This is a genomic window from Amycolatopsis sp. NBC_01488 (genome assembly GCF_036227105.1).
Classification (GTDB): domain Bacteria; phylum Actinomycetota; class Actinomycetes; order Mycobacteriales; family Pseudonocardiaceae; genus Amycolatopsis.
The window spans coordinates 8,915,747-8,936,395 of record NZ_CP109434.1; the positions used below are offsets into that span (position 1 = coordinate 8,915,747).

Genomic DNA, 20,649 nt, shown 5'->3' on the forward strand with positions numbered 1-20,649 from the left:
GTTTCCCACTCACGACCGGTCAGCGCGGGGCGAGGCCGCGGACCTGCTCGAACGGATCCCCGCCCGTCGGGAGCAGTGCGATGATCGGGGTCGTCAGTCCGTTGTCCACATAGGACTGGACCTGCTCCCGGCACGACTCGACGCTGCCGTGGATGACCAGCTCGTCGACGACCGAGTCCGGGATCACCTGGTTGGCCTGCTGCCGGTCCCCCGCCGCCCACGCCTCGTGCATCGGGGCCAGTGCGGCACCCCGGCCGAGCCAGTCGTGGAACGCCGCGTACACCGGGACCGTCAGGTAGCTCGAGATCAGCATCCGCCCCAGGCCGCGCGCCGCCTCCGCGTCCTCCGTGGGGCAGACGAAGATGCGGGCCGCCAGCTCCACGTCCGGCCCGATGACCGACCGCACGCGAGGGACGTCCGAAGCCGCCAGCCAGTTGGTGATCGCGCCGTCGGCTTCGCGGGCGGCCAAGCGCAGCATGCCCGGGCGCAGGGCCGCCAGCATGATCGACGGCGGCGGGTCGGCCGGGCGCTCCAGCCGGAACTTCGAGACGGCGAACGTGTCGTACTTCTCGCTGACCTTCTCCCCCGCCAGCGCCGACCGCAGGAACCGCAGCGTGTCCCGCGACCGTGCGAAGGGCTCGGAGAACTCGGCCGCGTTCCAGTTCGAGACGATCACCGGGGACGACGCGCCGATGCCGAGGACGAACCGGCCGGGCGCCAGCTCCGCGACCGTCGCCGCCTGCATCGCCAGCAGGCCGGGCCCGCGCGTGTAGACCGGGACGATCGCGGTGCCGAGGCGCAGCTGGGGCGCCCACTGCGAGGCCAGCACCAACGGCGTGAACGCGTCGGTGCCGGCGGTCTCGGCCGTCCACGCGTCGGTGTAGCCCAGGTCCGGCAGCTGCTCGACCATCTCCCGGTGCGCGGTCAGCGGCACCCCGGTCAGCGGAATCGTGAGGCCCCAGCGGCTCATGCAGTCTCCTTGTCCACGGCGGAAAGCTCACGCAGCAGCCAGTCCACCTGCGTGCGCATCAGGTTCTCCGCGACCTCTTCGGCCTGCGGCGTCATGTGGGTCGCGCCCGCCAGCGGCAGGAAGACGTGCGGCCGCCCCTTCGCCAGCAGCGCCGACGACAACCGCAGCGAGTGCGCGACGAACACGTTGTCGTCGGCCAGCCCGTGCACGATCAGCAGCGCGCGGCTCAGCTCCGCGGCGCTCTCGATCAGCGAGTTGTGCGCGTAGCTCTCGGCTTCGTCCTGTGGCTTGCCCAGGTACCGCTCGGTGTAGTGCGTGTCGTACAGCGACCAGTCGGTGACCGGCGCGCCCGCGACCGCCGCGTGGAAGACGTCCGGCCGCCGCAGCACCGCCAGCGCCGACAGGTACCCGCCGTACGACCAGCCGCGGATCGCCACCCGCTCCGGATCCAGCTCGGGGAACCGACCGAAAGCCGCCTGCAGCGCGTCGACCTGGTCCTGCAGGGTGACGTCGGCGAGGCGCCCGTGGATCTCGCGCTCCCACCCCGCGCCGCGCCCGGGCGTGCCGCGCCCGTCCGCGACGAGCACCGCGAAGCCCTGGTCGGCCAGCCACTGCGACGTCAGGAACGCGTTGCGGCTCTGCAGGACGCGCTGGGCGTGGGGCCCGCCGTACGGGTCGAGCAGCACCGGCAGCTTGCCTTCGCTCGGCTCGTAACCGCGCGGCAGGAGCAGCGCCGCGCGCAGGCCGCGCTCGCCGAGCGTCAGCCAGGTCAGGTTCGGCACGATGTCCGGGTCCACAGTGGACGTCGCGATCGACGCCACCGGCGAGCCGTCCCGAAGCACCGAGACGCGCGGCCCGCTGTACTCCAGGCTCCACGACGAAAGCACGGTGACCGCCGCTGACCCGGCCCCGATGTGCACGCCGTCCATAGTGGACAGACGGCGAACCGAAGAGCCCTCGGTCCGGAAGACGTGGATCTGCGTCGGGTCGTCGTCGGACGCGCTGAAGAGGATCTCGTCGCCGACGTCCAGCACGGCCCGCAACTGCAGACCGGCCGGCGTGACGGCCTCGCCGCCGACGAAGAGCCGGTGGTCGCCGTCGACCATGCCCTCGGTGACCAGGCGGCCGTCGGGCGTCCACGCCGGGACGCCGCCGACGATGTCGATCCAGTGCTGGTCGGTCGCGGTGTGCACGACCGCCGTCGAGCCGTCGGTGACGTCGAGGGCCAGCACGTCCATCCGCTTCTGGTCGCGCGGCTCCACGGCGAGCAGCGGCGCGCCGCCCGCCGACCAGTGCACCGACGCCAGGTACTCCCACTCGCCCGGCGCGACGTCCACGCGGGAGCCGTCCAGGCCGAGCACCGCCAAGGACACGAGCGGGTTCGTGGTGCCCGCGGCCGGGTAGGCGACGACGGTGGCCGGGTGCTGCGGGTTGGCCGGGTCGGCGATGGTCCAGCGCGGGACCGGGCCGCGGTCGGAGCGCTCGGCCAGGACGCTGCGGCCATCCGGGGACCACCAGTAGCCGCGGGTGCGGTCCATCTCCTCCGCGGCGATGAACTCGGCGAGGCCCCAGGCGATGTCCTCGCCGTCCTCTTCGACGAGCACGCGGTCGTCGCCGGTGGCCAGCTCCAGCACGTGCAGCCGCCGGTCCTGGACGTAGGCGACGTGCGTGCCGGTCGGGTTCGGGCGTGGGTCGATGACCGAGCCGTCGACGCGCAGCGTCACCTCGCCGGACGCGAGGTCCAGCGTGTACAGCTTGCCCGAGAGCGAGAACGCGGCGACCGTGAAACCCGCGTCGACGCTGTAGTGGACGACGCCGCCGCCGGTCTCGCGGGCACGTTCGCGGCGAGCCCGCTCCTCGGGCGGCAGCTCTTCCTCGCCGGGCAGCAGCTCGACGGCGTCGACGAGCTTCGTCTCGGCGCCGGTCGCCAAGTCGGCCGACCAGAGGCTGTGCCGGGGGTCGGTGCCCGACTCCGCGCGCAGGAACAGCACGCGCGAGGCGTCCGGGGCGATCCGGAACTCCTTCGGCGCGCCGAGGGTGAAGCGCTGGGTCCGGGCCTGCTTGCGGAGGAACGGGAGGTCGTCGACATCGGTCACGTCCGCACTCTTTCAGACGATCACGCGGATACGCCAACGCCCTTCAGCTTCGCCAGCTCCTCGGCGACGTCGAAGCCGGGTTCCGGGAACTCCGGCTTCAGGTCCGCGAGGGTTTCGATGAGCAGCTCGGCCACCGCCCAGTTCCGGTACCACTTGTGGTCGGCGGGCACGACGTGCCAGGGCGCGTGGCCGGTCGACGTCTTCGTGAAGATGTCGGCGTACGCCTCCTGGTAGGCCGGCCAGTGCGAGCGCGCTTCGAGGTCGCCGGGGTTGTACTTCCAGTGCTTCTCGGGCGTCTCCAGCCGGGCCTTCAGCCGCTTGAGCTGCTCCTCCGGCGAAATGTGCAGGAACACCTTGACGACGGTCGTGCCGGCGTCGGCCAGCTCCTGCTCGAACGCGTTGATCTCGCCGTAGCGGCGGCGCCGTTCGGCCGCGGTGAGCAGGCCGGACACGCGCGGGACCAGGATGTCCTCGTAGTGCGAGCGGTCGAACACGCCGAGCTGGCCCGCCAAGGGCAGCTGCTTGCGGATCCGCCACAGGTAGTGGTGGCGCCGTTCGGCCGGCGTGGGCGCCTTGAACCCGGCGTAGCGGACGCCCATCGGGTTGACCAGGCCCAGCACGTGCGAGACCGTGCCGCCCTTGCCGGAGGTGTCCATGCCCTGCAGCACCAGCAGCACGCTGCGCTGCCCGCCGCCGACGCCCTCGGCGTAGAGCGCCTCCTGCAGCGCGGACAGCCGCGCGGCGGCGTCGTCGAGCTTGGCGACGGCCTTCGGCTTCTTGCCGGGACCCACCGGGGTCGAGCCCGGGTCCGGCAGCTCCGCGCCGACGCGCAGCACGTCCCGGACCCGGCTTCGGTCGTCCTTCTTTCCCATCCCGCGAAGCTACCTGCTCAAGCCGCGGCTTTCTCGGCGAACAACTTCAGCAGGCCGCCGTGCCCGCCCTCGGTCGAGACGCCGTCGCGCACCTTCGCCGCGGTCTCGCCGTGCCGCTCGAACTCGCGGTGCTCCAGTTCGACGCGCGTGCTGCGCGGTCCCTCCTCGACGAACCGGACCTCGATTTCGCTGGCGTGCGCGGGGTCCGGGTCGATCTTCCAGTCGCCGTCGATCCGCCACGACAGGACCACCCGGGCGGGTGGCTCCCAGACGAGCACCTCGCCCCACTGGCATTCGGCGCCGTCGACGGTCTTCTCGTACCAGCGCCCGCCCGGCTTCGGCTCCAGGACGGCCTCGGCGAGATCGGCTTCGCCCAGGTGGTGCTGCGCGGCCACCAGCTGTCGAAGGCCTCGGTGTAGGTCTTGAACGCGTGCTCGCGCGAGCACGCGACCGTGATCGTCTTGCGGATCGGCTCGAGTGTCATGACTGCTCCTCTTCGGTGGATTCGGCGTACTCGGCGAACGAGCGCAGCGCGTCCGACCACATCCGGTCGAGGTAGGCGCGCACCGCGGCGATGCCGTCGGGCTCGAGGCGGTAGAGCCGCTTCGTGCCCTCGGCCCGGTCCGCGACCAGGCCGGCCTCCTTGAGCACCTTGAGGTGCTGGGAGACGGCCGGACGGCTGATCGGCAGGTCCGCGGCCAGCTCACCGACCGCGCGCGGCCCGGCGCGGAGCGCTTCGACGATCGCGCGCCGCGACGGGTCGGCCAGCGCGGCCAGCTGGTCGCTTCCGTAAGTCGCCACGAACCGTAAGTTACGGCTTACCAACCAGTCCGTCAACCGCTACGCATCGTTTCGGGGGTACAACGCCGGTACTGCGCAACGAACAACGGGTGAAAGCAATGAATCCCGGCTGAACTCTGCGTGTTCTGCCTCTAACCTGAACACATGACGACGTTCGCCGGCCGGGAGACCGCCGCCCCCACCGCCGCGAGCTTCATCGAGCTCGACGAGCAGTGGAGCACGCACAACTACCACCCGCTGCCCGTCGTGATCGCCGAAGCCTCCGGAGCTTCCGTGACCGACGTCGAAGGCCGGTCCTACCTCGACTTCCTCTCCGGGTACTCGGCGCTGAACTTCGGCCACCGCCACCCGGACCTGGTCGCGGCCGCGGTCGAGCAGCTCGGGCGCGTCACGCTGACGTCGCGGGCGTTCCACCACGACCAGCTGGGCCTGTTCTGCCGCGAGCTCGCCGAGCTGACGGGCACCGAACTCGTGCTGCCGATGAACTCGGGCGCCGAGGCCGTCGAGTCGGCGGTCAAGGTCGCCCGCAAGTGGGCGCACCGGGTCAAGGGCGTGCCGGACGGCACCGCCGAGATCATCGTCGCCGATGCGAACTTCCACGGCCGGACCACCACGATCGTGTCGTTCTCGACCGACGAGACCGCGCGCGCCGACTTCGGCCCGTTCACGCCGGGCTTCGTCACGGTCAAGTACGGCGACGCGGCTGCGCTGCGCGACGCGATCACCCCGCGCACGGCCGCCGTGCTCCTGGAGCCGGTGCAGGGCGAAGCCGGCGTCATCGTGCCGCCGGAGGGCTACTTCGCCGAGGTGCGGTCGGCGTGCGACGAGCACGGCGTGCTGCTGATCGCCGACGAGATCCAGTCCGGGCTGGCCCGCACGGGCACGGTGCTGGCGCTGGACCACGAGGGCGTCCGCGCCGACGTCTACACGCTGGGCAAGGCCCTCGGCGGCGGCATCCTGCCGGTGTCCGCGGTGGTCGGCCGCCGTGACGTGCTGGGCGTGCTGAAGCCGGGCGAGCACGGCTCGACCTTCGGCGGCAACCCCCTCGCCTGCGCGGTCGGGCGCGCGGTGGTCCGCCTGCTGCGCACCGGCGAGTTCCAGCAGCGCTCGACGGAGCTGGGCGCGCACCTGCGGACGCGGCTCGGCGAGCTGATCGGCAACGGACTGTCCGAGATCCGCGGCCGCGGGTTGTGGGCGGGCATCGACATCGCGCCGGGCGGACCGTCGGGCCGCGAGGCGTCCGAAGCGCTCGCGAAGCGGGGCGTGCTGTGCAAGGAGACGCACGAGCGCACGCTGCGCGTCGCGCCGCCGCTGGTGATCACCCGCGAGGAGCTGGACCGCGGCATCGACGCGATCGCCGAGGTCGTCCGCCCCTGAACCACCGGATGCCGCCGGGTGAGCCTCCCGCCCCGGCGGCATCCGGAGCACACGTCCCGCCGGACAGAAACCCGGTCAACGCTGGAGAACGACTTCCCCGCCGTGCTAGATCTTCGTGAACTGGTGACGGCGAGGGAGGCGGCGTGGCGGATCTCAGGCGGCGATCGGTGCTCACCGGAGCGGTCGCGACGGCACTGGCGACGAGCGCGCTCCCCGCGGCCGCCGCGCCGCGGCGGCGCGCGTTCCGGCTGGGCGTCAACTACACGCCGCCGACGCGCTGGTTCCACCTGTGGGAAGACTGGCGCGAAGCCGACCTGCGCCGCGACCTCGACGACATCGCCGCGCTCGGCGCCGACCACCTCCGGATGATGCTGCTGTGGTCGGCGTTCCAGCCCGAGCCGCACCTCGTCAGCGGCGAGAAGCTCGACCGGCTGCACCGCTTCCTCGACCTCGCCGGCGCCGCCGGGCTGGACGTCGAGGTAACGGTGTTCAACGGGCACATCTCGGCCCGCTACTGGACGCCGAACTGGCTGCAGACGACGCCGAAGCCGGTCAACTGGTTCACCGACCCGGCGGCCCTCGACGCGCAGCACGCGCTCCTGCGCGCGCTCGCCGAGCGGATCGGGCGGCACCCGCGGTTCCTCGGCTTCGACCTGTCGAACGAGCCGTACTACTACTGGGACTCCTACGCGGGCCTCGATGTCACCCCCGAGCAGGCCGACGCGTGGGCCCGCACCCTGTGCGAGACGGCGGAAAGCGTCGCGCCGGGCAAGGCGCACACGGTCGGCTGCGACCGGGCGCCGTGGGACAACGGCCGCTACTTCACCCGCGCCGGCCTGGCGAACGCGGGGAACGTGGTGGCGATCCACCCGTGGACGTCGTTCTTCGGCACGCTCAAGACCGACCCGCTCGGCGCGTTCGCGACGCACAACGCGGAACGCCTGATCCAGGTGGCCCAGGCGTACGCGACCGATCCGGCCCGGCGCGCCTGGATCCAGGAGGACGGCGCGGCACCGTCGATCCACTTCAGCGACGCGACCCGCCCGCAGTACGCGGAGTGGCTGTCCCGCTCGATCCGCAACGCGGCTTCGTCGGCGAACACGCTCGGCTTCACGTGGTGGTGCTCCCACGACGTGAACCCGTCGCTGGTCCCGAACCTCAACCCGCTCGAGTACGACCTGGGGCTGTACACGAACGACCGCAAGCTGAAGCCCGCCGGACGGGCTTTCCAGGACCTCGTCCGCGAATTCGACCGCACACCACCGAAACCGGAGCCCCGCACATCGGCGATCGTCATCCCGGACGCGGATCCGACGCGCGGCAACGACCGGTTCTTCTCCTTGGCGGACGAGGGAAAGCGCGTCGCGTTCGTGCTGCAGAGCCGAGCCGGGGACGCGGGCTACCTGAAGCAGCGGGGAATCACGGAGCTCATCCAGCCCTGAACAGCTCGACGACGTCGGCCGCGCAGCCCCACGCGAGCGTCATCCCCGAACCGCCGTGGCCGTAGCAGTGCACGACGTCGCCCGCCCGCTCGAGCCGCACCACCGGGCGGAACGGGCGCAGGCCCACCGCCGACCGCAGGACCTCCGCGCCCGCCAGGGCCGGGACCAGGTCGCGGCAGCGGCGCACGATGTCCGCCGTCACGCCCGGGTTCGGTTCGACGTCGCCGCGGCCCGGCTCCTCCGTGCCGCCGCAGACGACGTGGCCACCGTGCGGGATGACGTACGTGACGCCCGGGCCCGTCTCGTCGACCACGAACTCCGGCAGGCCCGGGTCGGTCAGGTGGACGACCTGGCCGCCGATCGGGACCATCGAGCCGTCGCCGGCCAGGCGGCCCGCGCCGAGGCCCGCCGCGTTGACCACCGGGCCGAGGTCCGCGAGCGACGTCAGCGATCGGTACTCGACGCGCACGCCGAGCGAAACCACCTGCGCCAGCAGCCAGTCCAGGTACACCGGCGCGTCGACCAGTGCCGTCGTGAACCGCAGCTGGTCGCCCTCGCGGACCGGGTCGAGCATCGCCGGCAGCCACTGCGGCTCCGGCTCCCCGGAAGCCAGCAGGACGCGGCCGCGCCGGAACCGCACTCCGGGCGCGTCCTGCGCGCGCAGCACGGCCAGGGTCTCGGCGGTCCAGCGCGCGATCCGCTTGTCCGGGCGCCGCACCGGCGGGTACAGCACGCCGCCCGCCACCGCCGACGTCGACTCCCCCGGGCCGGCGGCCGCGACGACCGTCACGTCGTGTCCCGCACCGGCCAGCCGGTACGCGCAGCTCAGGCCGATGATCCCGGCTCCCGCCACCGTGATGCGCATCCGTTCCTCCTCTCCCGCATCGTGGCAGACAGCGATCCCCGGAGGTCGCGGCTACCCTCGCGCGGGTGAGGACGATGTGGGTGCCGGCCGCGGTCTGCGGGCTGCTCGCGGTACTGCTGGGGCTGCCGTTCGCCGGCGGGACGGCCCCCGGCGCCGTCGACCGCGCCGCCGACGCGGCCGTGGCGCACCTGAGCCCCGGCGTCGTGCGCGTCCTGGTGCTCCCGACCGAGCCGTACGTCGTGATCGTGCTGGCCGTCGTCGCCGTCGTCCTGTGCCTGCGCGCGGGGCGGAGGCTCGAGGCCGGGCTCGCGCTCGCGGCGCCGCTGCTGGCGATCCTGCTGAACAGCTTCCTGGTCAAGCCGCTGTACGACCGGTGGAAGAACGACACGCTGGTCTACCCGAGCGGCCACACCGTGAGCCTGGTCTCGGTGCTGACCGTGCTCGTCCTGGTCACCCGCAGGGCGTTCGTCGTCGTGCTGAGCGCGCTGGCGCTGCTCGCCGCCACGGCCGGGCTGGTCGGCATGGGCTACCACTACCTCACCGACGTGGCAGGCGGCACGCTCTTCGCGGTCGCCGTCGTGCTGCTCACGTGGTCGGTGCCGCGTCCCGCGCCAGCGCCGTCAACCGGCTGACCGCGCGCAGGTACTTCTTGCGGTAGCCGCCGTTCACCATCTCCTCGGTGAACAGCGACGGCAGCGGCTCGCCGGAGACGACGACCGGGATCGCCCGGTCGTAGAGCCGGTCCGCGAACGCCACCAGCCGCAGCGCGACGTTCTGGTCCGGTGCCGGGTGGACGTCCCGCAGGTGCACGCGGGTGACGCCGTCGAGCAACCGCCCGTAGCGGGAGGGGTGCAGCGAAGCCAGGTGCTCGCACAGCGCGTCGAAATCGTCCACAGTGGACCCGTCGTGCGCCGTGACGGACTCTTCGAGCACCTCCGGCGTGACCGGCGGCGGCGCGTCCGGCAGGCCGCGGTGGCGGTAGTCCAGGCCGTCGACGCGGACGACGCCGAAGCGGGCCGACAGGGTCTGGATCTCGCGCAGGAAGTCCTCGGCGGCGAACCGGCCTTCGCCGAGCTTCTCCGGCAGCGTGTTCGACGTCGCCGCGATGTGCACGCCGACGTCCATCAGTTCCTGCAGCAGCCGCGTGACGAGCGTGGTGTCGCCCGGGTCGTCCAGCTCGAACTCGTCGATGGCCAGGATCCGGTGCTCCGAAAGCCGCCGCACGGCCTCGGCGAAACCCAGCGCGCCGACGAGGTGGGTCAGTTCGACGAACGTGCCGTACGCCTTGGGCGAGGGCGCCGCGTGCCACGTCGAGGCGAGCAGGTGGGTCTTGCCGACGCCGAAGCCGCCGTCGAGGTAGAGCCCCATCGGCCCGGCGGGCTCGGACGAGCCGCCGAAGAGCTTGAAGCGCTTCTTCTCCTTGCGCGCCCCGACCTTGGCGGCGAACGCCGAGCAGGCCTCGACCGCGGCGGCCTGGCTGGGCTCGTCCGGGTTCGGAAGGTACGTGTCGAACCGGACGGCGTCGAAGCGCGGCGGCGGCACCAGCGCGCCGATCAGCTCGTCGGCGGACAGCTCGGGACAGCGGTCGGCGAGGTGCGCGGGCATGGTCGCAGAGCCTAACCGCGCCACGGGCCCCGCCCGGCGGCGATGTCCCCCGGTCGAGACGCACTTCACGCCCGTGCTGGGATTGTCGCGTGCGGAGCGTGTGGCCCTCTACGACGGGCGAGCTGACCGGGGTGGACCTCGAGGGGGTCTACGGCTACCCGGCGGACCTCGATCGCCCGTGGGTGCAGGTGAACTTCGTCGCCTCCGCCGACGGCGCCGTCGAGGTCGACACGACGTCCGCGGGCCTCTCGCACGCCGCCGACCGGCGCGTTTTCCTGCTGGGGCGCGATCTCGCGGACGTGATCCTGGTCGGCGCCGGGACCGCCCGCGCCGAGGACTACCGCGGGGTCGTCGCCGGTCCGAAGCGGATGGACCGCCGTCGCCGCCTCGGGTTCGACGGCGTCCCGCCGATCGCCGTCGTGACGCGCACCGCGGACCTCGACCCCGGCTCGCGGCTGTTCACCGAAACCGTCGTACCCCCGATCGTGGTCACCACGGCGGCCGCGCCGACCCGCGCCCTCGAAGCCGCCGGAGCGGAGATCCTGCGCGCGGGCGACGACGACGTCGACCTCCGGCGGACGCTCGATCTGCTCGCCGAACGCGGATTGCGCCGGATCGCGTGCGAGGGCGGGCCGCGGCTGTTCGGCCGGCTCGTCGAGGACGATCTCGTCGACCAGCTGTGCCTGACCGTCGCGCCGCTGCTCGTCGCGGGTCCGGCGGCGCGGATCGCCGCGGGGCCGGTCGCCGTGCCGCGGCGGCTCGCGCTCGCGTCGATCCTCCTCGAGGACGGCTTCACGTTCCTGCGCTACCGCCGGGACGCCGGGTGAGCGACGACGCCGACCTCCTCGCCAGGGCCGCGGCCGGCGACGACGCCGCGTTCGGCGCGCTCGTGCGGCGCCACACCCCGCGGATGTACCGCGTCGCGCTGCGGATCACCGGCACCGCGGCCGAGGCCGAAGACGTCGTGCAGGACTCGTGGCTCGCCGCGTGGCGCGCCCTCCCCGGCTTCCGGCACGAGTCCGCGGTGTCGACGTGGCTCTACCGCGTCGTCACCAACAGCGCGCTCGCACTGCTGCGCCGGCGTCGTCCGACGGTGTCCCTCGACGAGCCCACCGACCGGTCCACTGTGGACACAGCGCTGCTCGCCGCCGCGGTCCCGGGCCCGGAAGGCCGCGTCGTGCGGGCCGAGGAGGTCGACGCGGTGCTGCGCGCGATCGGGCGGCTGGAGGTGTCGCAGCGCGTGCCGCTGGTGCTGCGCGAACTGGAGGGCCTGAGCTACGAAGAGGTCGCCGAGGTGCTCGACGTGAACGTCGGTGCCTTGCGCTCGCGGCTGCACCGGGCCAGGGTGGCGCTGCTCGCCGAGTTGAGGGAGCGGTGATGGCCGAGCCACAGGACCCCGAGCGGGACCCGCGCTGGGACGCCGTGCGCGCGGCGGCCCGGCGGCGGGTGCCGACCCCGCCCGGCCTGGTCGAGCGCGTGCTGCGGGCCGTCGCGCGCGGGCGCCGGACGGCCGTGGAGGTGCCCGGCGAGACGGGCAGCCTGCGCGTCACCGGAACCGTCGTCGCCCGGCTGGCCTCGGCGATCGCCGCCGAGCGCGCGCCCGAGGGGGTGCGGGTGTCGGCCGTTGCGGTCGAGGACGACGCCGTGCAAGTGCTGGTGTCGGTCCGGTTCGGCCTCACCGCCGACGCGGCCGCCGAGGCGCTGCGGCAGGCGATCACCGCGGAGCTGTCCCGCCGGCTCGGCGTGGCCACGACGGTGAACGTGCACGTCGTGGACGTCCACCCCGGCTAGCCGTTCCCCCGATCGGGGGACCTTGCGTGAGGTTCGCACGCTCACGGGCATCGTACGGGCGAGAGAAAGCCGCGAGAGGAGCCCGCACGCATGCACCCGGAACGGACCCAAAGCCCCGGCACGGTCACCCCGCTCAACGAGGAGGGCGCCGCCGGCCGCACCACGATCTCGTCGGTGGTCGTGCAGAAGGTGGCCGGGCTGGCCACCCGCGAGGTCGCCGGGGTGCACGCCCTGGGCGGCGGCGGGGTGTCCCGCGCGCTCGGCGCTCTGCGCGAACGCATCCCCGGCTCCGGCACGGTCACCACCGCCGGTGTCGCGGTGGAGGTCGGCGAGAAGCAGACGGCGATCGACCTCGACGTCGTCGTGGAGTACGGCGCGCGCATCGCCGACGTCGCCCGCGCGGTGCGGCGCAACGTGATCTCCGCGGTCGAGCAGATCACCGGCCTCGAGGTGATCGAGGTCAACATCGCCGTCAACGACATCCACCTGCCCGGCGAGGAAGAACCCGAATCGACGCGAGTGGAATGACCGGGCGGCGCGCGGACGGCGCGGAGGGCCGGGCGGCCTTCCGCGCGTTCGTCCGCGCGCACCGGTGGCCGGGCCGGATCGGCGCCGTTCCGCGCCGGGCAGCCCGGCGCCGCGGCCCGCTCCGCCCGGACCGCCCGAGAGTCCGAAGTGGACAATCCGCGCCACGACGCTCCGGTCGGCTTCGTCGCCCGGCGCCGCGGAATCGCCGCCATGCCGGCCCGCTTCCGCCGTCGGCCGCCCCGGGTGCGGTGACCGCACCTTCTCCTACCCAGGACCGTCCAAGGAGGACATGTGAACGCAACGCAGACCGGGCTCCTCGCCGGGCTGATCCTCGGCCTGGCCGCGTCCCAGGGGTTCACCGCGTTCCTGGTGACCCTGGCCGTCGGCATCATCGGCCTGGTCGCCGGCCGGGTCCTCGACGGCGAGCTCGACCTCGGCGAGCTCTTCGGCAAGGGCCGCGACAAGTGAGCCGCGTCCTGGACGTGCCGCGCGACCTCGCCGAACCGGCCGAGCGCGGCACGCTGACCGTCGGGCACGCCGTGGTGCGCAAGGTCGCCCAGCACGCCGCCGACCGGGTGCCTGGCACCGCGCCCGACGGCACGAAGGGCGCCAAGGCGAAGGTCGGCGGCCTCGACAACGACGTCGACCTCGCGCTCGACCTCGCCGTGGGGTACCCGGCGCCGGTGCGGGCCGTCGTCGGCGTGGTGCGGGAGAAGGTCACCGAGGAGGTCGAGCTGCTCACCGGCTACCACGTGCGCACCCTGGCCGTGACGGTCTCCGCGCTCCTGCCCGCCGTGCCGCCGCGGGTGCGGTAGCCGTGCGCCCGCTCGTCCGCCTGCTGTCCACCCTGCTCGGCCTGGCCTTCGCCGCCGCCGGGGGCCTGCTCGCGCTCGAAGTCGGCTGGCACTGGTGGCGCCCGGCTTCGGGACCGCTGCTGGTGCCGTGGCCGCGCTGGCAGGCCGAACTCGCGTCCCTGGGCTGGGACGCCTATGCCGTGCGCGTCGGCGCCGGCGTGCTCGCCGCCGCGGGCCTGGTCCTGCTGCTGTGCGCGCTGGCCGCCGGGAGCCGCGCGATCCGGCTCGCCGACCCGGCCGACGAGGTCAGCGTCTCGACGTCGCCGCGGTCGCTGGCCCGGCTGGTCGGGCTCACCGTGCGCGCGCAGGACAACGTCGCGGGCGCGACGGTCACCGCGAGCGCCCGCCGCGTCCGCGTCCGCGCGAAGAGCACCCTCGAAACCGAAGGCGAGCTGCGGCCGCGCCTGCTGGAAACGGTGTCCGCGCTGCTCGACGACGTCCCGCTGGTGCGGCGGCCGAAGGTGTCGGTCGTCGTCGACTCCCCCCAGGACCGCCGATGAGCGAGCTTGCGAGTGCATCATCCAGCACAGCGCTTTGTGCTCAGCAGGCACAGAGCGTCAGCGAGGTGCGCGCATGAGCAAGTCTGTCTCCGCGAAGGCGCTTTCCCGGTCCTACGCGGGCGAACGCACCTGGGTGTTCCTGGTCGGGCTGCTGGCACTGGCGGGCGGGGCGCTCGCCCTCGTGGTCGGGTTCGGCGTGCTCGGCGAGTTCCGCGGCCGCCGTCCGCTGCTCGACCCCCTCGCGCTGGACTGGCTCGGCGCGCACGCCACGCCCGCCCGGATCGCCGCGATCGTGCTCGGCGTCCTGCTGTTCGTGCTCGGCCTGCGCTGGACCCTGCGGTCGCTGCGCCCGGAGCCGCGTCCCGACGTCGACCTCGACCGCACCGAAGGCGCGGAGCTGGTCGTCACGGCCGCCGCGATCTCCGGTGCGGTCCAGGCCGACGCGGAACAGCTCGACGGCGTCAGCCGCGCCCGGGTGCGCGCGGTCGGGTCGCGGACGTCTCCGGCGTTGCGCATCACGCTGTGGCTGCACGAAGGCACGGACCTCAAGAGCGTCTGGGCGGAGCTGGACGCGCGCGTCCTGACCAGGGCGCGGGAGTCGCTCGGGCTCGACGTCCTACCCACCGCCGTCCGCCTGGAACTCGACACGAGCGCGGCGAAACGCGTGCGCTGAGCGGCGTCGTTCCGCAGAATGCGGGCATGCCCCTACCGCTGCAGCCGCCGCTGAAGCCGATGCTCGCCAAGCCCGCGAAGGCCATCCCGGACTCCGGAGGCCTGCTGTTCGAGCCCAAGTGGGACGGCTTCCGCTGCATCGTCTTCAAGGACGGCGACGAGCTGTACCTGCAGTCCCGCGCGGAAAAGCCGCTCAACCGGTACTTCCCGGAAGCCGTCGCGCGGCTGCTGGAGACGCTGCCGCCGCGGGTCGTGCTGGACGGCGAGCTCGTCGTCGCGCGCGGCGGCCGGCTGGACTTCGACGCGCTCACCGAGCGGATCCACCCCGCCGAAAGCCGCATCACGCTGCTGGCCGCCGAGCAGCCCGCCGAGTTCGTCGCCTTCGACCTGCTCGCCCTCGACGACGAGGCCCTGCTCGACGAGCCGACGTCGGCCCGTCGCGAACGGCTCGCCGAGCTGGCCGGCGACCGGTTCGCGCTCACGCCCGCCACCACCGACCCGGCGACCGCGCGGCACTGGTTCGAGCTGTTCGAAGGCGCGGGCCTCGACGGCGTCATCGGCAAGCCCCTCGACGAGCCGTACACGCCCGGCAAGCGGGTGATGGTCAAGTACAAGCACCTGCGCACCGCGGACTGCGTCCTGGCCGGGCTGCGCTGGCACGTCGACGGCGGGCCCGGCGAGCTCGTCGGCTCGTTCCTGCTCGGCTTGCACGACGACAAGGGCGTGCTGCACCACGTCGGGACCGTCGGATCGTTCCCGAAGGAGCGCCGTCGCGAGCTGGCCGAGGAGCTGGCTCCGCTGGTGACCGACGGCGAAGACCACCCGTGGGGCGGCCGGGCCACCGGCGAGGCCCAGCGGATCCCCGGCGGCATCACGCGCTGGCGCGCCACCGAGCACGAATGGGTGCCGTTGCGGCCCGAGCGCGTCGTCGAGGTCGCCTACGAGAACACCGAAGGCGGCATGCCGTCGCGCTTCCGGCACAACGCGCGGTTCGTGCGGTGGCGCCCGGACCGCGAACCCGCGTCGTGCGACTACGGCCAGCTGGACGAGCCGGCCCGCTACGACCTCGACGCCGTGTTCCGCGGCCAGGTCGTGCGGACCCGCTAACCCCTGTCCCACACCGGCCGTGCGAAGCTCGGCAGTACCGTGCCCTTGATCTACGTGAGGACCTCGCCCGTGCGCCGCCGTTCCCGTCTCCTGGTCGCGCTGCTCGCCCTGGCCTCCGCCGCGGGCTGCGCCGCCGGGCCGTCGGTCCGCCCGGCCCTGGTCGAGAACGACGGGAAGACGACGCCCGCGTCGCCCACGGGCACGCCCGCGGTGCCGCTGCCGCCGCTGGCCGAACCGCAGTCGCCGTCGCTGCGGTGGGCCGACTGCGACGACGACACCCGGCAGCGGATCGGCGCCCCCGCCGTCCCGGACAGCCTGCACTTCACCTGCGCCCGGGTCACCGCGCCGCTCGACGCGCCCGGCGAGTCCCGGCGCTCGGTGGTGCGGCTGCTCGCGCTGAAGGTCGGCTCCGGGCCGGTGCCGCTGGTCGTGGTCAACGACGTCGACGGCGACCCGGGCACGGTGTACGCCGCCCGGCTGGCCGCGACGCTGCCGCCGGCGTTCCTCCAGAAGTTCTCCCTGATCGGCCTCGACCGGCGCGGCACCGGGATGTCGGGCGCCGTCCAGTGCGTGCCGGCCGACATCCGGCACGACCTGATCGACGCCGACCCGGCGCAGGGCGACCTGCAGGACGTGCTGGACGCCGCGCGCAAGGCCGGGCAGCAGTGCGCGATCGAGCTGGACGACTCCCAGACCGCGCTGGACAGCTGGCGCGGGGCCGGCGACCTCGAGGAACTGCGCAAGCAGCTGGGCATGGACCGGCTCGACGCGATCGGCCGCGGCGACGGCTCGAAGGTCCTCTCCGAGTACGCCGTGCGCTTCCCCGGGCAGGTCGGCCGGATGGTGCTCGACGGCGTCCCCGACCCGGGCCCGGACACCGCCGCGGTGCTCGACGCGGTCGCCGCCGGCGCCCAGTCCACGTTGGACGCCTTCGCCGCGGACTGCGCCGCACGCAAGTGCGCCCTCGGCGACCCGAAGACGGCGCTGGCCGGCCTCGCCGACCAGCTGCGGCGCGCGGCGCCGACGACCGACGACGGCGTCGCGTTCGGGCCGGGCGTCGCGATGTTCGCCGTCTACTCGGGCCTGACGCAGCGCTCGCGGTGGGCGGAGCTGGCGGACGCGATCACGGCGGCGCGGTCGGGGAACATCGGGGCGCTGGCGGCGTTCGCGACGCCGGTGCTGCACGACACGCGCGCGCAGCCGTCGCGGCTCGACGCCACGATCGCGACGCGCTGCAACGACAGCCAGACGCGCCTCTCGGCCGACCAGCTCGACCAGGTCGCGGCCGGCATGCGGGCGAAGTACCCGCAGTTCGGCTCGGTCGTCGCGCAGCAGCTGGCGTGGTGCGGGCCGTGGCCGGTGCGGACCGAGCCGCTGCCGCCGGCGGGCGCGCCGGGCGCCCCGCCCATCCTGGTCGCGGCCACCGCGGCCGACCCGGTGACACCCCAGCTGGGCAGCACCCGCGCGGCCGACCAGATGCCTTCGGCGGTGACGATCACGTGGCAGGGCGCGGGCCACGGCGCGGTCGGCGCGTCCCCCTGCGTCACCGACGCGGCCCGCGCCTTCCTGATCGACGGAAAGATCCCCGCGGACGGCACCCTCTGCCCCGCCTGAATCCGTAACTCACGTGATCCGAGCCGGATCTCGCGTGATCAGGGACGTAACTCGCGTGATTGAAGCCGTAATTCGCCAGATCCGGCCCCAATCACGCGAGTTACGTGCTCAATCACGTCAGTTACGGGTTACTGGCGGTAGGACTCCACCTCGGAGACCGGACGGGCCGCGGCGTCGTCCGGGTTCTCGTGGAACTCCGTTTTCGCGCGCCGCTGCCGGAGCAGGTCCCAGCACTGGTCGAGCTGCTGCTCGACCGCGGTGAGGCGGTCCTTGTCGCCGCCGTTCAGCCCCACGCCGACCGACCGCGACCGGAGCTCGTGCTCCTCCGCGATCAGCTCGTCGATCCGGCCCAGGATTTCGCCGTCGGCCATGAGTTCCTCCTCGTACGGTTGCTCGGTGGAGACGCTACCCCGGCCCCGGGAATTCCCGCCGCACGCGCGTCGTTGACCAGGGCATGAGCACCGTTGAGCTGACTGCCGAGAACTTCGACCAGACGGTAAACGACAACGAGTTCGTCCTGATCGACTTCTGGGCGAGCTGGTGCGGACCGTGCCGCCAGTTCGCGCCGGTCTACGAGAAGGCGTCCGAGAAGCACGACGACCTCGTGTTCGCGAGCGTCGACACCGAAGCGCAGCAGCAGCTCGCCGCTGCCTTCGACGTCCGCTCGATCCCGACGCTGGCCATCATCCGCGACAAGACGCTGATCTACGCCCAGCCGGGCGCGCTGCCCGAGCCGGCCCTCGAAGAGCTCATCAAGCAGGCACGCGACGTCGACATGGACGAGGTCAAGCGCAAGGCCGCCGAAGCCGAGGCCGAACAGGCCTGACCACCACCACACGACGAAGGCCGCCCCGGGATCCCCGGGGCGGCCTTCGCGTGTCTTCAGGAGCGCGTCGCGAGCCCGCGCAGGAAGAACCCGAGGTTCGCCGGGCGCTCGGCCAGCCGGCGCATGAAGTAGCCGTACCACTCGTCGCCGTAGGGCACGTAGACGCGCATCCGCGAGCCCGAAGCCGCGATCCGCGCCTGCTCCTCCGGGCGGATGCCGTAGAGCATCTGGAACTCGTGGTCGTCGTCCTCGCGGGCGTTCTCCTCCGCCAGCGCGGCGGCGATCTCGATCATCCGCGGGTCGTGCGAGGCGACCATCGGATACCCCGAACCCGCCATCAGGACGCGCAGGCAGCGGACGTAGGACTTGTCCACTTCGGACTTTCCGGCGAACGCCACCGACTCCGGCTCGGCGTACGCGCCCTTGCACAGCCGCACCCGCGACCCGGGCCCGGACAGCTCCCGGCAGTCCTGCTCGGTGCGGCGCAGGTAGGCCTGCAGCACCGCGCCCACCCACGGGTACTCGCCGCGCAGCTCCCGCAGGATGCCGAGCGTCGAGTCCGTGGTGGTGTGGTCCTCCATGTCGAGCGTCACGGTGGCCCCGACCGCCTCGGCCGCCGCGCAGATCTTCCGCGCGTTCTCGAGCGCGACGTCCTCGCCGTCCGACGGCAGGAACTGCCCGACCGCCGACAGCTTCACCGAAACGTCCGCCCCGGCGGCGAGGCCTTCCGCGGCCAGCGCCGACAGCACGGCTTCGTAGGCCGCGACGGTCGCCGCCGCCTGGGCCGCGTCGGTCGTGTCCTCACCCAGGTGGTCGAGGGTGATCCGCCGGCCGTCCGCGGCCAGTTCCCCGGCCACGCGGACGGCGTCGGCGGTCTCGGACCCGGCCACGAACCGGCGCACCACGGACCGCGTGGCGGGCACGGCCTCCACGAGCGCGCGAATCCGCCGGGAGCGGGCGGCGGCGAGCAACGGGGCACGCAGCATGACGGACCTCCTCAGCCCTGGTGCGGGTAGCGCACGCTGGTCGGCGCCACGAAGGTCTCCTTCACCGAGCGCGGGCTGGTCCAGCGCTGCAGGTTGAAGATCGAGCCCGCCTTGTCGTTGGTGCCCGAGGCCCGCGCACCGCCGAACGGCTGCTGGCCGACGACGGCACCGGTCGGCTTGTCGTTGACGTAGAAGTTGCCCGCCGCGAACCGCAGCGCCTCGGACGCCTTCGCCACGGCCGTGCGGTCGTTGGCGATGATCGCGCCGGTCAGCGCGTACGCGGCGGTCTCGTCGACCAGCTTCAGCACGGCGTCGAAGTCGCCGTCCTCGTAGACGTGGATCGACAGGATCGGGCCGAAGTACTCGGTCGAGAAGATCTCGTGCTTCGGGTTGTCCGACACGAGGATCGTCGGCTGCACGAAGTACCCGTCGGTGTCGTCGGCCGTGCCGCCGGTGAGGACCTCCACCGAGGCATCCCCGGCCACGCGGGCGAACAGTTCGGTGTGCTTGGTGAACGCGCGCCGGTCGATCACCGCGCCGCCGAAGTGCGACAGATCGGTGACATCGCCGTAGGACAGCGCCTCGGTCTCGGCGACGAGCCCGTCCTTCAGCTGGTTCCAGACGCTGCGCGGGATGTACGCGCGCGAAGCGGCGGAGCACTTCTGGCCCTGGTACTCGAAGGCGCCGCGGACCAGGGCGGTGCGCAGGACGTCGACGTCGGCGGAGGCGTGTGCGAGCACGAAGTCCTTGCCGCCGGTCTCGCCGACCAGCCGCGGGTAGCCGCGGTAGCTCGCGATGTTCGCACCGACCGTGGCCCACAGGTGCTGGAACGTCGCGGTCGAGCCGGTGAAGTGGATGCCGGCCAGGTCGCGGTGGGTCAGGGCGACCTCGGAGACCGCCTTGCCGTCACCCGGCAGCAGGTTGATGACGCCCGGCGGCATCCCGGCCTCTTCGAGCAGCCGCATGGTCAGGTGCGCCGCGAACGACTGCGTCGGCGACGGCTTCCACAGCACCGTGTTGCCCATCAGCGCGGGCGCGGTCGGCAGGTTGCCGGCGATCGCGGTGAAGTTGAACGGCGTGATCGCGTAGACGAAGCCTTCGAGCGGGCGGTGCTCCATCCGGTTCCACACGCCGGGCGAGCTGATCGGCTGCTCGGCCAGCACGCGGCGGCCGAACTCGACGTTGAAGCGCCAGAAATCGGCGAGTTCGCAGGCGGCGTCGATCTCGGCCTGGGTCGCGGTCTTGGACTGGCCGAGCATGGTCGCGGCGTTGAGGGTGGCACGCCACTTGCCGGTGAGCAGGTCGGCGGCGCGCAGCAGGATGGCGGCGCGGTCGTCGTAGGACAGCGCGCGCCACTCCGGCGCGGCCTTCGCGGCCGCGGCGACGGCGTCGGCCGCGTCCTGCTGGGTCGCGCTGTGGATGGTGCCGATGACGTGCCGGTGGTTGTGCGGCTGGACGACTTCGATCTTCTCGCCGGCGCCGAGGCGCTGCTCGCCGCCGACGGTGACCGTCAGGTCGATCGGTTCCGCCTGGCCCAGCCGCTTGAGCGCACCCTCGAGTTCCGCGCGCTCAGCGCTGCCCGGCGCGTACGTCAGCACCGGCTCGTTCTTCGGGGCGGGGGTCTGGGTCACGGCGTCCACGGCGGCTCCTCTGCAGCGCTGTACGTCTCTGATGCCCCGAACGGTAACCCCGGACACGTCGTGGCGGCTTGGCCGAACGGCTAAAATCGCTCGTGTGATCTTG

Annotated in this window: 24 protein-coding genes; 14 read left to right on the top strand and 10 right to left on the bottom strand. The window is 73.1% G+C overall.

The features are described from left to right. Positions 1 to 19: 19 nt before the first annotated feature. The 5 genes from OG738_RS41860 to OG738_RS41880 form a co-directional block, all read right to left on the bottom strand. Positions 20 to 970: an LLM class F420-dependent oxidoreductase gene (locus OG738_RS41860; protein WP_329049423.1), complete on the bottom strand. Its 951-nt coding sequence runs from the start codon at positions 968 to 970 to the stop codon at positions 20 to 22. Continuing rightward, positions 967 to 3,066: a S9 family peptidase gene (locus OG738_RS41865; RefSeq protein ID WP_329049424.1), complete on the bottom strand. Its 2,100-nt coding sequence runs from the start codon at positions 3,064 to 3,066 to the stop codon at positions 967 to 969. The genes OG738_RS41860 and OG738_RS41865 overlap by 4 nt, the downstream gene beginning before the upstream one ends. A 20-nt stretch (positions 3,067 to 3,086) precedes the next feature. Further along, positions 3,087 to 3,938 (bottom strand): PPK2 family polyphosphate kinase, encoded by an 852-nt coding sequence (locus OG738_RS41870; RefSeq protein ID WP_329049426.1) that lies wholly within the window; start codon positions 3,936 to 3,938, stop codon positions 3,087 to 3,089. A 17-nt stretch (positions 3,939 to 3,955) separates the two neighbouring features. Next, a complete protein-coding gene (locus OG738_RS41875) occupies positions 3,956 to 4,333 on the bottom strand; it encodes an SRPBCC domain-containing protein (RefSeq protein WP_329049428.1) in 378 nt (125 codons plus the stop codon). An 85-nt stretch (positions 4,334 to 4,418) separates the two neighbouring features. Continuing rightward, on the bottom strand, positions 4,419 to 4,739 hold the full coding sequence (locus tag OG738_RS41880; RefSeq protein WP_329049429.1) for an ArsR/SmtB family transcription factor: 321 nt from the start codon (positions 4,737 to 4,739) through the stop codon (positions 4,419 to 4,421). 144 nt (positions 4,740 to 4,883) lie between these two features. Here OG738_RS41880 and rocD point away from each other — a divergent pair, with 144 nt between their 5' ends. Beyond that, positions 4,884 to 6,116: an ornithine--oxo-acid transaminase gene (gene rocD, locus OG738_RS41885; RefSeq protein ID WP_329049431.1), complete on the top strand. Its 1,233-nt coding sequence runs from the start codon at positions 4,884 to 4,886 to the stop codon at positions 6,114 to 6,116. A gap of 143 nt (positions 6,117 to 6,259) precedes the next feature. Then, positions 6,260 to 7,558, top strand: coding sequence for a glycoside hydrolase 5 family protein (locus tag OG738_RS41890; RefSeq protein ID WP_329049432.1), 1,299 nt, complete (start codon positions 6,260 to 6,262; stop codon positions 7,556 to 7,558). Here OG738_RS41890 and OG738_RS41895 read toward each other — a convergent pair. Next, positions 7,545 to 8,423, bottom strand: a complete 879-nt coding sequence (locus tag OG738_RS41895; protein ID WP_329049434.1) for an FAD-dependent oxidoreductase — start codon at positions 8,421 to 8,423, stop codon at positions 7,545 to 7,547. The two genes, OG738_RS41890 and OG738_RS41895, sit on opposite strands and share 14 nt — an antisense overlap. Positions 8,424 to 8,503: 80 nt before the next feature. Between OG738_RS41895 and OG738_RS41900 the strand changes: the two genes are divergently transcribed. Next, positions 8,504 to 9,055, top strand: a complete 552-nt coding sequence (locus OG738_RS41900) for a phosphatase PAP2 family protein (RefSeq protein WP_442875971.1) — start codon at positions 8,504 to 8,506, stop codon at positions 9,053 to 9,055. Here OG738_RS41900 and zapE read toward each other — a convergent pair. Continuing rightward, positions 9,009 to 10,028 (bottom strand): cell division protein ZapE, encoded by a 1,020-nt coding sequence (zapE, locus tag OG738_RS41905; RefSeq protein WP_329049436.1) that lies wholly within the window; start codon positions 10,026 to 10,028, stop codon positions 9,009 to 9,011. The two genes, OG738_RS41900 and zapE, sit on opposite strands and share 47 nt — an antisense overlap. An 89-nt stretch (positions 10,029 to 10,117) precedes the next feature. Here zapE and OG738_RS41910 point away from each other — a divergent pair, with 89 nt between their 5' ends. The 10 genes from OG738_RS41910 (at position 10,118) to OG738_RS41955 (ending at position 17,094) form a co-directional block, all read left to right on the top strand. Continuing rightward, positions 10,118 to 10,855, top strand: a complete 738-nt coding sequence (locus tag OG738_RS41910; RefSeq protein ID WP_329049438.1) for a pyrimidine reductase family protein — start codon at positions 10,118 to 10,120, stop codon at positions 10,853 to 10,855. Further along, positions 10,852 to 11,406, top strand: a complete 555-nt coding sequence (locus OG738_RS41915; protein WP_329049440.1) for a sigma-70 family RNA polymerase sigma factor — start codon at positions 10,852 to 10,854, stop codon at positions 11,404 to 11,406. The genes OG738_RS41910 and OG738_RS41915 overlap by 4 nt, the downstream gene beginning before the upstream one ends. Continuing rightward, positions 11,406 to 11,819: an Asp23/Gls24 family envelope stress response protein gene (locus tag OG738_RS41920; RefSeq protein ID WP_329049442.1), complete on the top strand. Its 414-nt coding sequence runs from the start codon at positions 11,406 to 11,408 to the stop codon at positions 11,817 to 11,819. The genes OG738_RS41915 and OG738_RS41920 overlap by 1 nt, the downstream gene beginning before the upstream one ends. A gap of 90 nt (positions 11,820 to 11,909) precedes the next feature. Continuing rightward, positions 11,910 to 12,347, top strand: a complete 438-nt coding sequence (locus OG738_RS41925) for an Asp23/Gls24 family envelope stress response protein (RefSeq protein ID WP_329049443.1) — start codon at positions 11,910 to 11,912, stop codon at positions 12,345 to 12,347. 291 nt (positions 12,348 to 12,638) lie between these two features. Then, positions 12,639 to 12,815 (top strand): hypothetical protein, encoded by a 177-nt coding sequence (locus OG738_RS41930; RefSeq protein WP_086674141.1) that lies wholly within the window; start codon positions 12,639 to 12,641, stop codon positions 12,813 to 12,815. Continuing rightward, a complete protein-coding gene (locus tag OG738_RS41935) occupies positions 12,812 to 13,162 on the top strand; it encodes a hypothetical protein (protein ID WP_329049445.1) in 351 nt (116 codons plus the stop codon). The genes OG738_RS41930 and OG738_RS41935 overlap by 4 nt, the downstream gene beginning before the upstream one ends. A gap of 2 nt (positions 13,163 to 13,164) precedes the next feature. Beyond that, positions 13,165 to 13,701, top strand: coding sequence for a DUF6286 domain-containing protein (locus OG738_RS41940; RefSeq protein ID WP_329049446.1), 537 nt, complete (start codon positions 13,165 to 13,167; stop codon positions 13,699 to 13,701). 73 nt (positions 13,702 to 13,774) lie between these two features. Continuing rightward, positions 13,775 to 14,374 carry an alkaline shock response membrane anchor protein AmaP gene (locus OG738_RS41945; RefSeq protein ID WP_329049448.1) on the top strand — a complete coding sequence of 200 codons (600 nt, stop codon included), beginning with the start codon at positions 13,775 to 13,777 and terminating at the stop codon, positions 14,372 to 14,374. A 26-nt stretch (positions 14,375 to 14,400) separates the two neighbouring features. Next, positions 14,401 to 15,480, top strand: a complete 1,080-nt coding sequence (locus OG738_RS41950) for an ATP-dependent DNA ligase (RefSeq protein WP_329049449.1) — start codon at positions 14,401 to 14,403, stop codon at positions 15,478 to 15,480. A 69-nt stretch (positions 15,481 to 15,549) separates the two neighbouring features. Further along, positions 15,550 to 17,094, top strand: coding sequence for an alpha/beta hydrolase (locus OG738_RS41955; protein WP_442875845.1), 1,545 nt, complete (start codon positions 15,550 to 15,552; stop codon positions 17,092 to 17,094). A gap of 128 nt (positions 17,095 to 17,222) precedes the next feature. On the opposite strand, the gene OG738_RS41960 is transcribed toward OG738_RS41955, so the two are convergent. Next, the gene (locus tag OG738_RS41960) at positions 17,223 to 17,465 is read right to left on the bottom strand and encodes a DUF2630 family protein (protein ID WP_329049452.1); all 243 of its coding nucleotides are present in this window, start codon (positions 17,463 to 17,465) and stop codon (positions 17,223 to 17,225) included. An 83-nt stretch (positions 17,466 to 17,548) separates the two neighbouring features. On the opposite strand from OG738_RS41960, the gene OG738_RS41965 reads away from it, so the two are divergent. Then, positions 17,549 to 17,920 carry a thioredoxin family protein gene (locus tag OG738_RS41965; RefSeq protein ID WP_329049454.1) on the top strand — a complete coding sequence of 124 codons (372 nt, stop codon included), beginning with the start codon at positions 17,549 to 17,551 and terminating at the stop codon, positions 17,918 to 17,920. 56 nt (positions 17,921 to 17,976) lie between these two features. Here the strand turns inward: OG738_RS41965 and OG738_RS41970 are convergent, their stop codons facing one another. Together OG738_RS41970 and pruA are read right to left on the bottom strand one after the other, a co-directional pair. Then, positions 17,977 to 18,906, bottom strand: coding sequence for a proline dehydrogenase family protein (locus OG738_RS41970; RefSeq protein WP_329049456.1), 930 nt, complete (start codon positions 18,904 to 18,906; stop codon positions 17,977 to 17,979). Positions 18,907 to 18,917: 11 nt separating this feature from the next. Continuing rightward, positions 18,918 to 20,546 (bottom strand): L-glutamate gamma-semialdehyde dehydrogenase, encoded by a 1,629-nt coding sequence (pruA, locus tag OG738_RS41975; RefSeq protein ID WP_329049458.1) that lies wholly within the window; start codon positions 20,544 to 20,546, stop codon positions 18,918 to 18,920. Between the last annotated feature and the right edge of the window lie 103 nt (positions 20,547 to 20,649).

Bases quoted from the DNA above. Each gene is read 5' to 3' on its own strand.
- OG738_RS41860 (WP_329049423.1), bottom strand. From the start codon at position 970: ATGAGCCGCTGGGGCCTCACGATTCCGCTGACCGGGGTGCCGCTGACC.
- OG738_RS41870 (WP_329049426.1), bottom strand. From the start codon at position 3,938: ATGGGAAAGAAGGACGACCGAAGCCGGGTCCGGGACGTGCTGCGCGTC.
- rocD (WP_329049431.1), top strand. From the start codon at position 4,884: ATGACGACGTTCGCCGGCCGGGAGACCGCCGCCCCCACCGCCGCGAGC.
- OG738_RS41895 (WP_329049434.1), bottom strand. From the start codon at position 8,423: ATGCGCATCACGGTGGCGGGAGCCGGGATCATCGGCCTGAGCTGCGCG.
- zapE (WP_329049436.1), bottom strand. From the start codon at position 10,028: ATGCCCGCGCACCTCGCCGACCGCTGTCCCGAGCTGTCCGCCGACGAG.
- OG738_RS41920 (WP_329049442.1), top strand. From the start codon at position 11,406: ATGGCCGAGCCACAGGACCCCGAGCGGGACCCGCGCTGGGACGCCGTG.
- OG738_RS41925 (WP_329049443.1), top strand. From the start codon at position 11,910: ATGCACCCGGAACGGACCCAAAGCCCCGGCACGGTCACCCCGCTCAAC.
- OG738_RS41945 (WP_329049448.1), top strand. From the start codon at position 13,775: ATGAGCAAGTCTGTCTCCGCGAAGGCGCTTTCCCGGTCCTACGCGGGC.
- OG738_RS41950 (WP_329049449.1), top strand. From the start codon at position 14,401: ATGCCCCTACCGCTGCAGCCGCCGCTGAAGCCGATGCTCGCCAAGCCC.
- OG738_RS41960 (WP_329049452.1), bottom strand. From the start codon at position 17,465: ATGGCCGACGGCGAAATCCTGGGCCGGATCGACGAGCTGATCGCGGAG.
- OG738_RS41965 (WP_329049454.1), top strand. From the start codon at position 17,549: ATGAGCACCGTTGAGCTGACTGCCGAGAACTTCGACCAGACGGTAAAC.
- OG738_RS41970 (WP_329049456.1), bottom strand. From the start codon at position 18,906: ATGCTGCGTGCCCCGTTGCTCGCCGCCGCCCGCTCCCGGCGGATTCGC.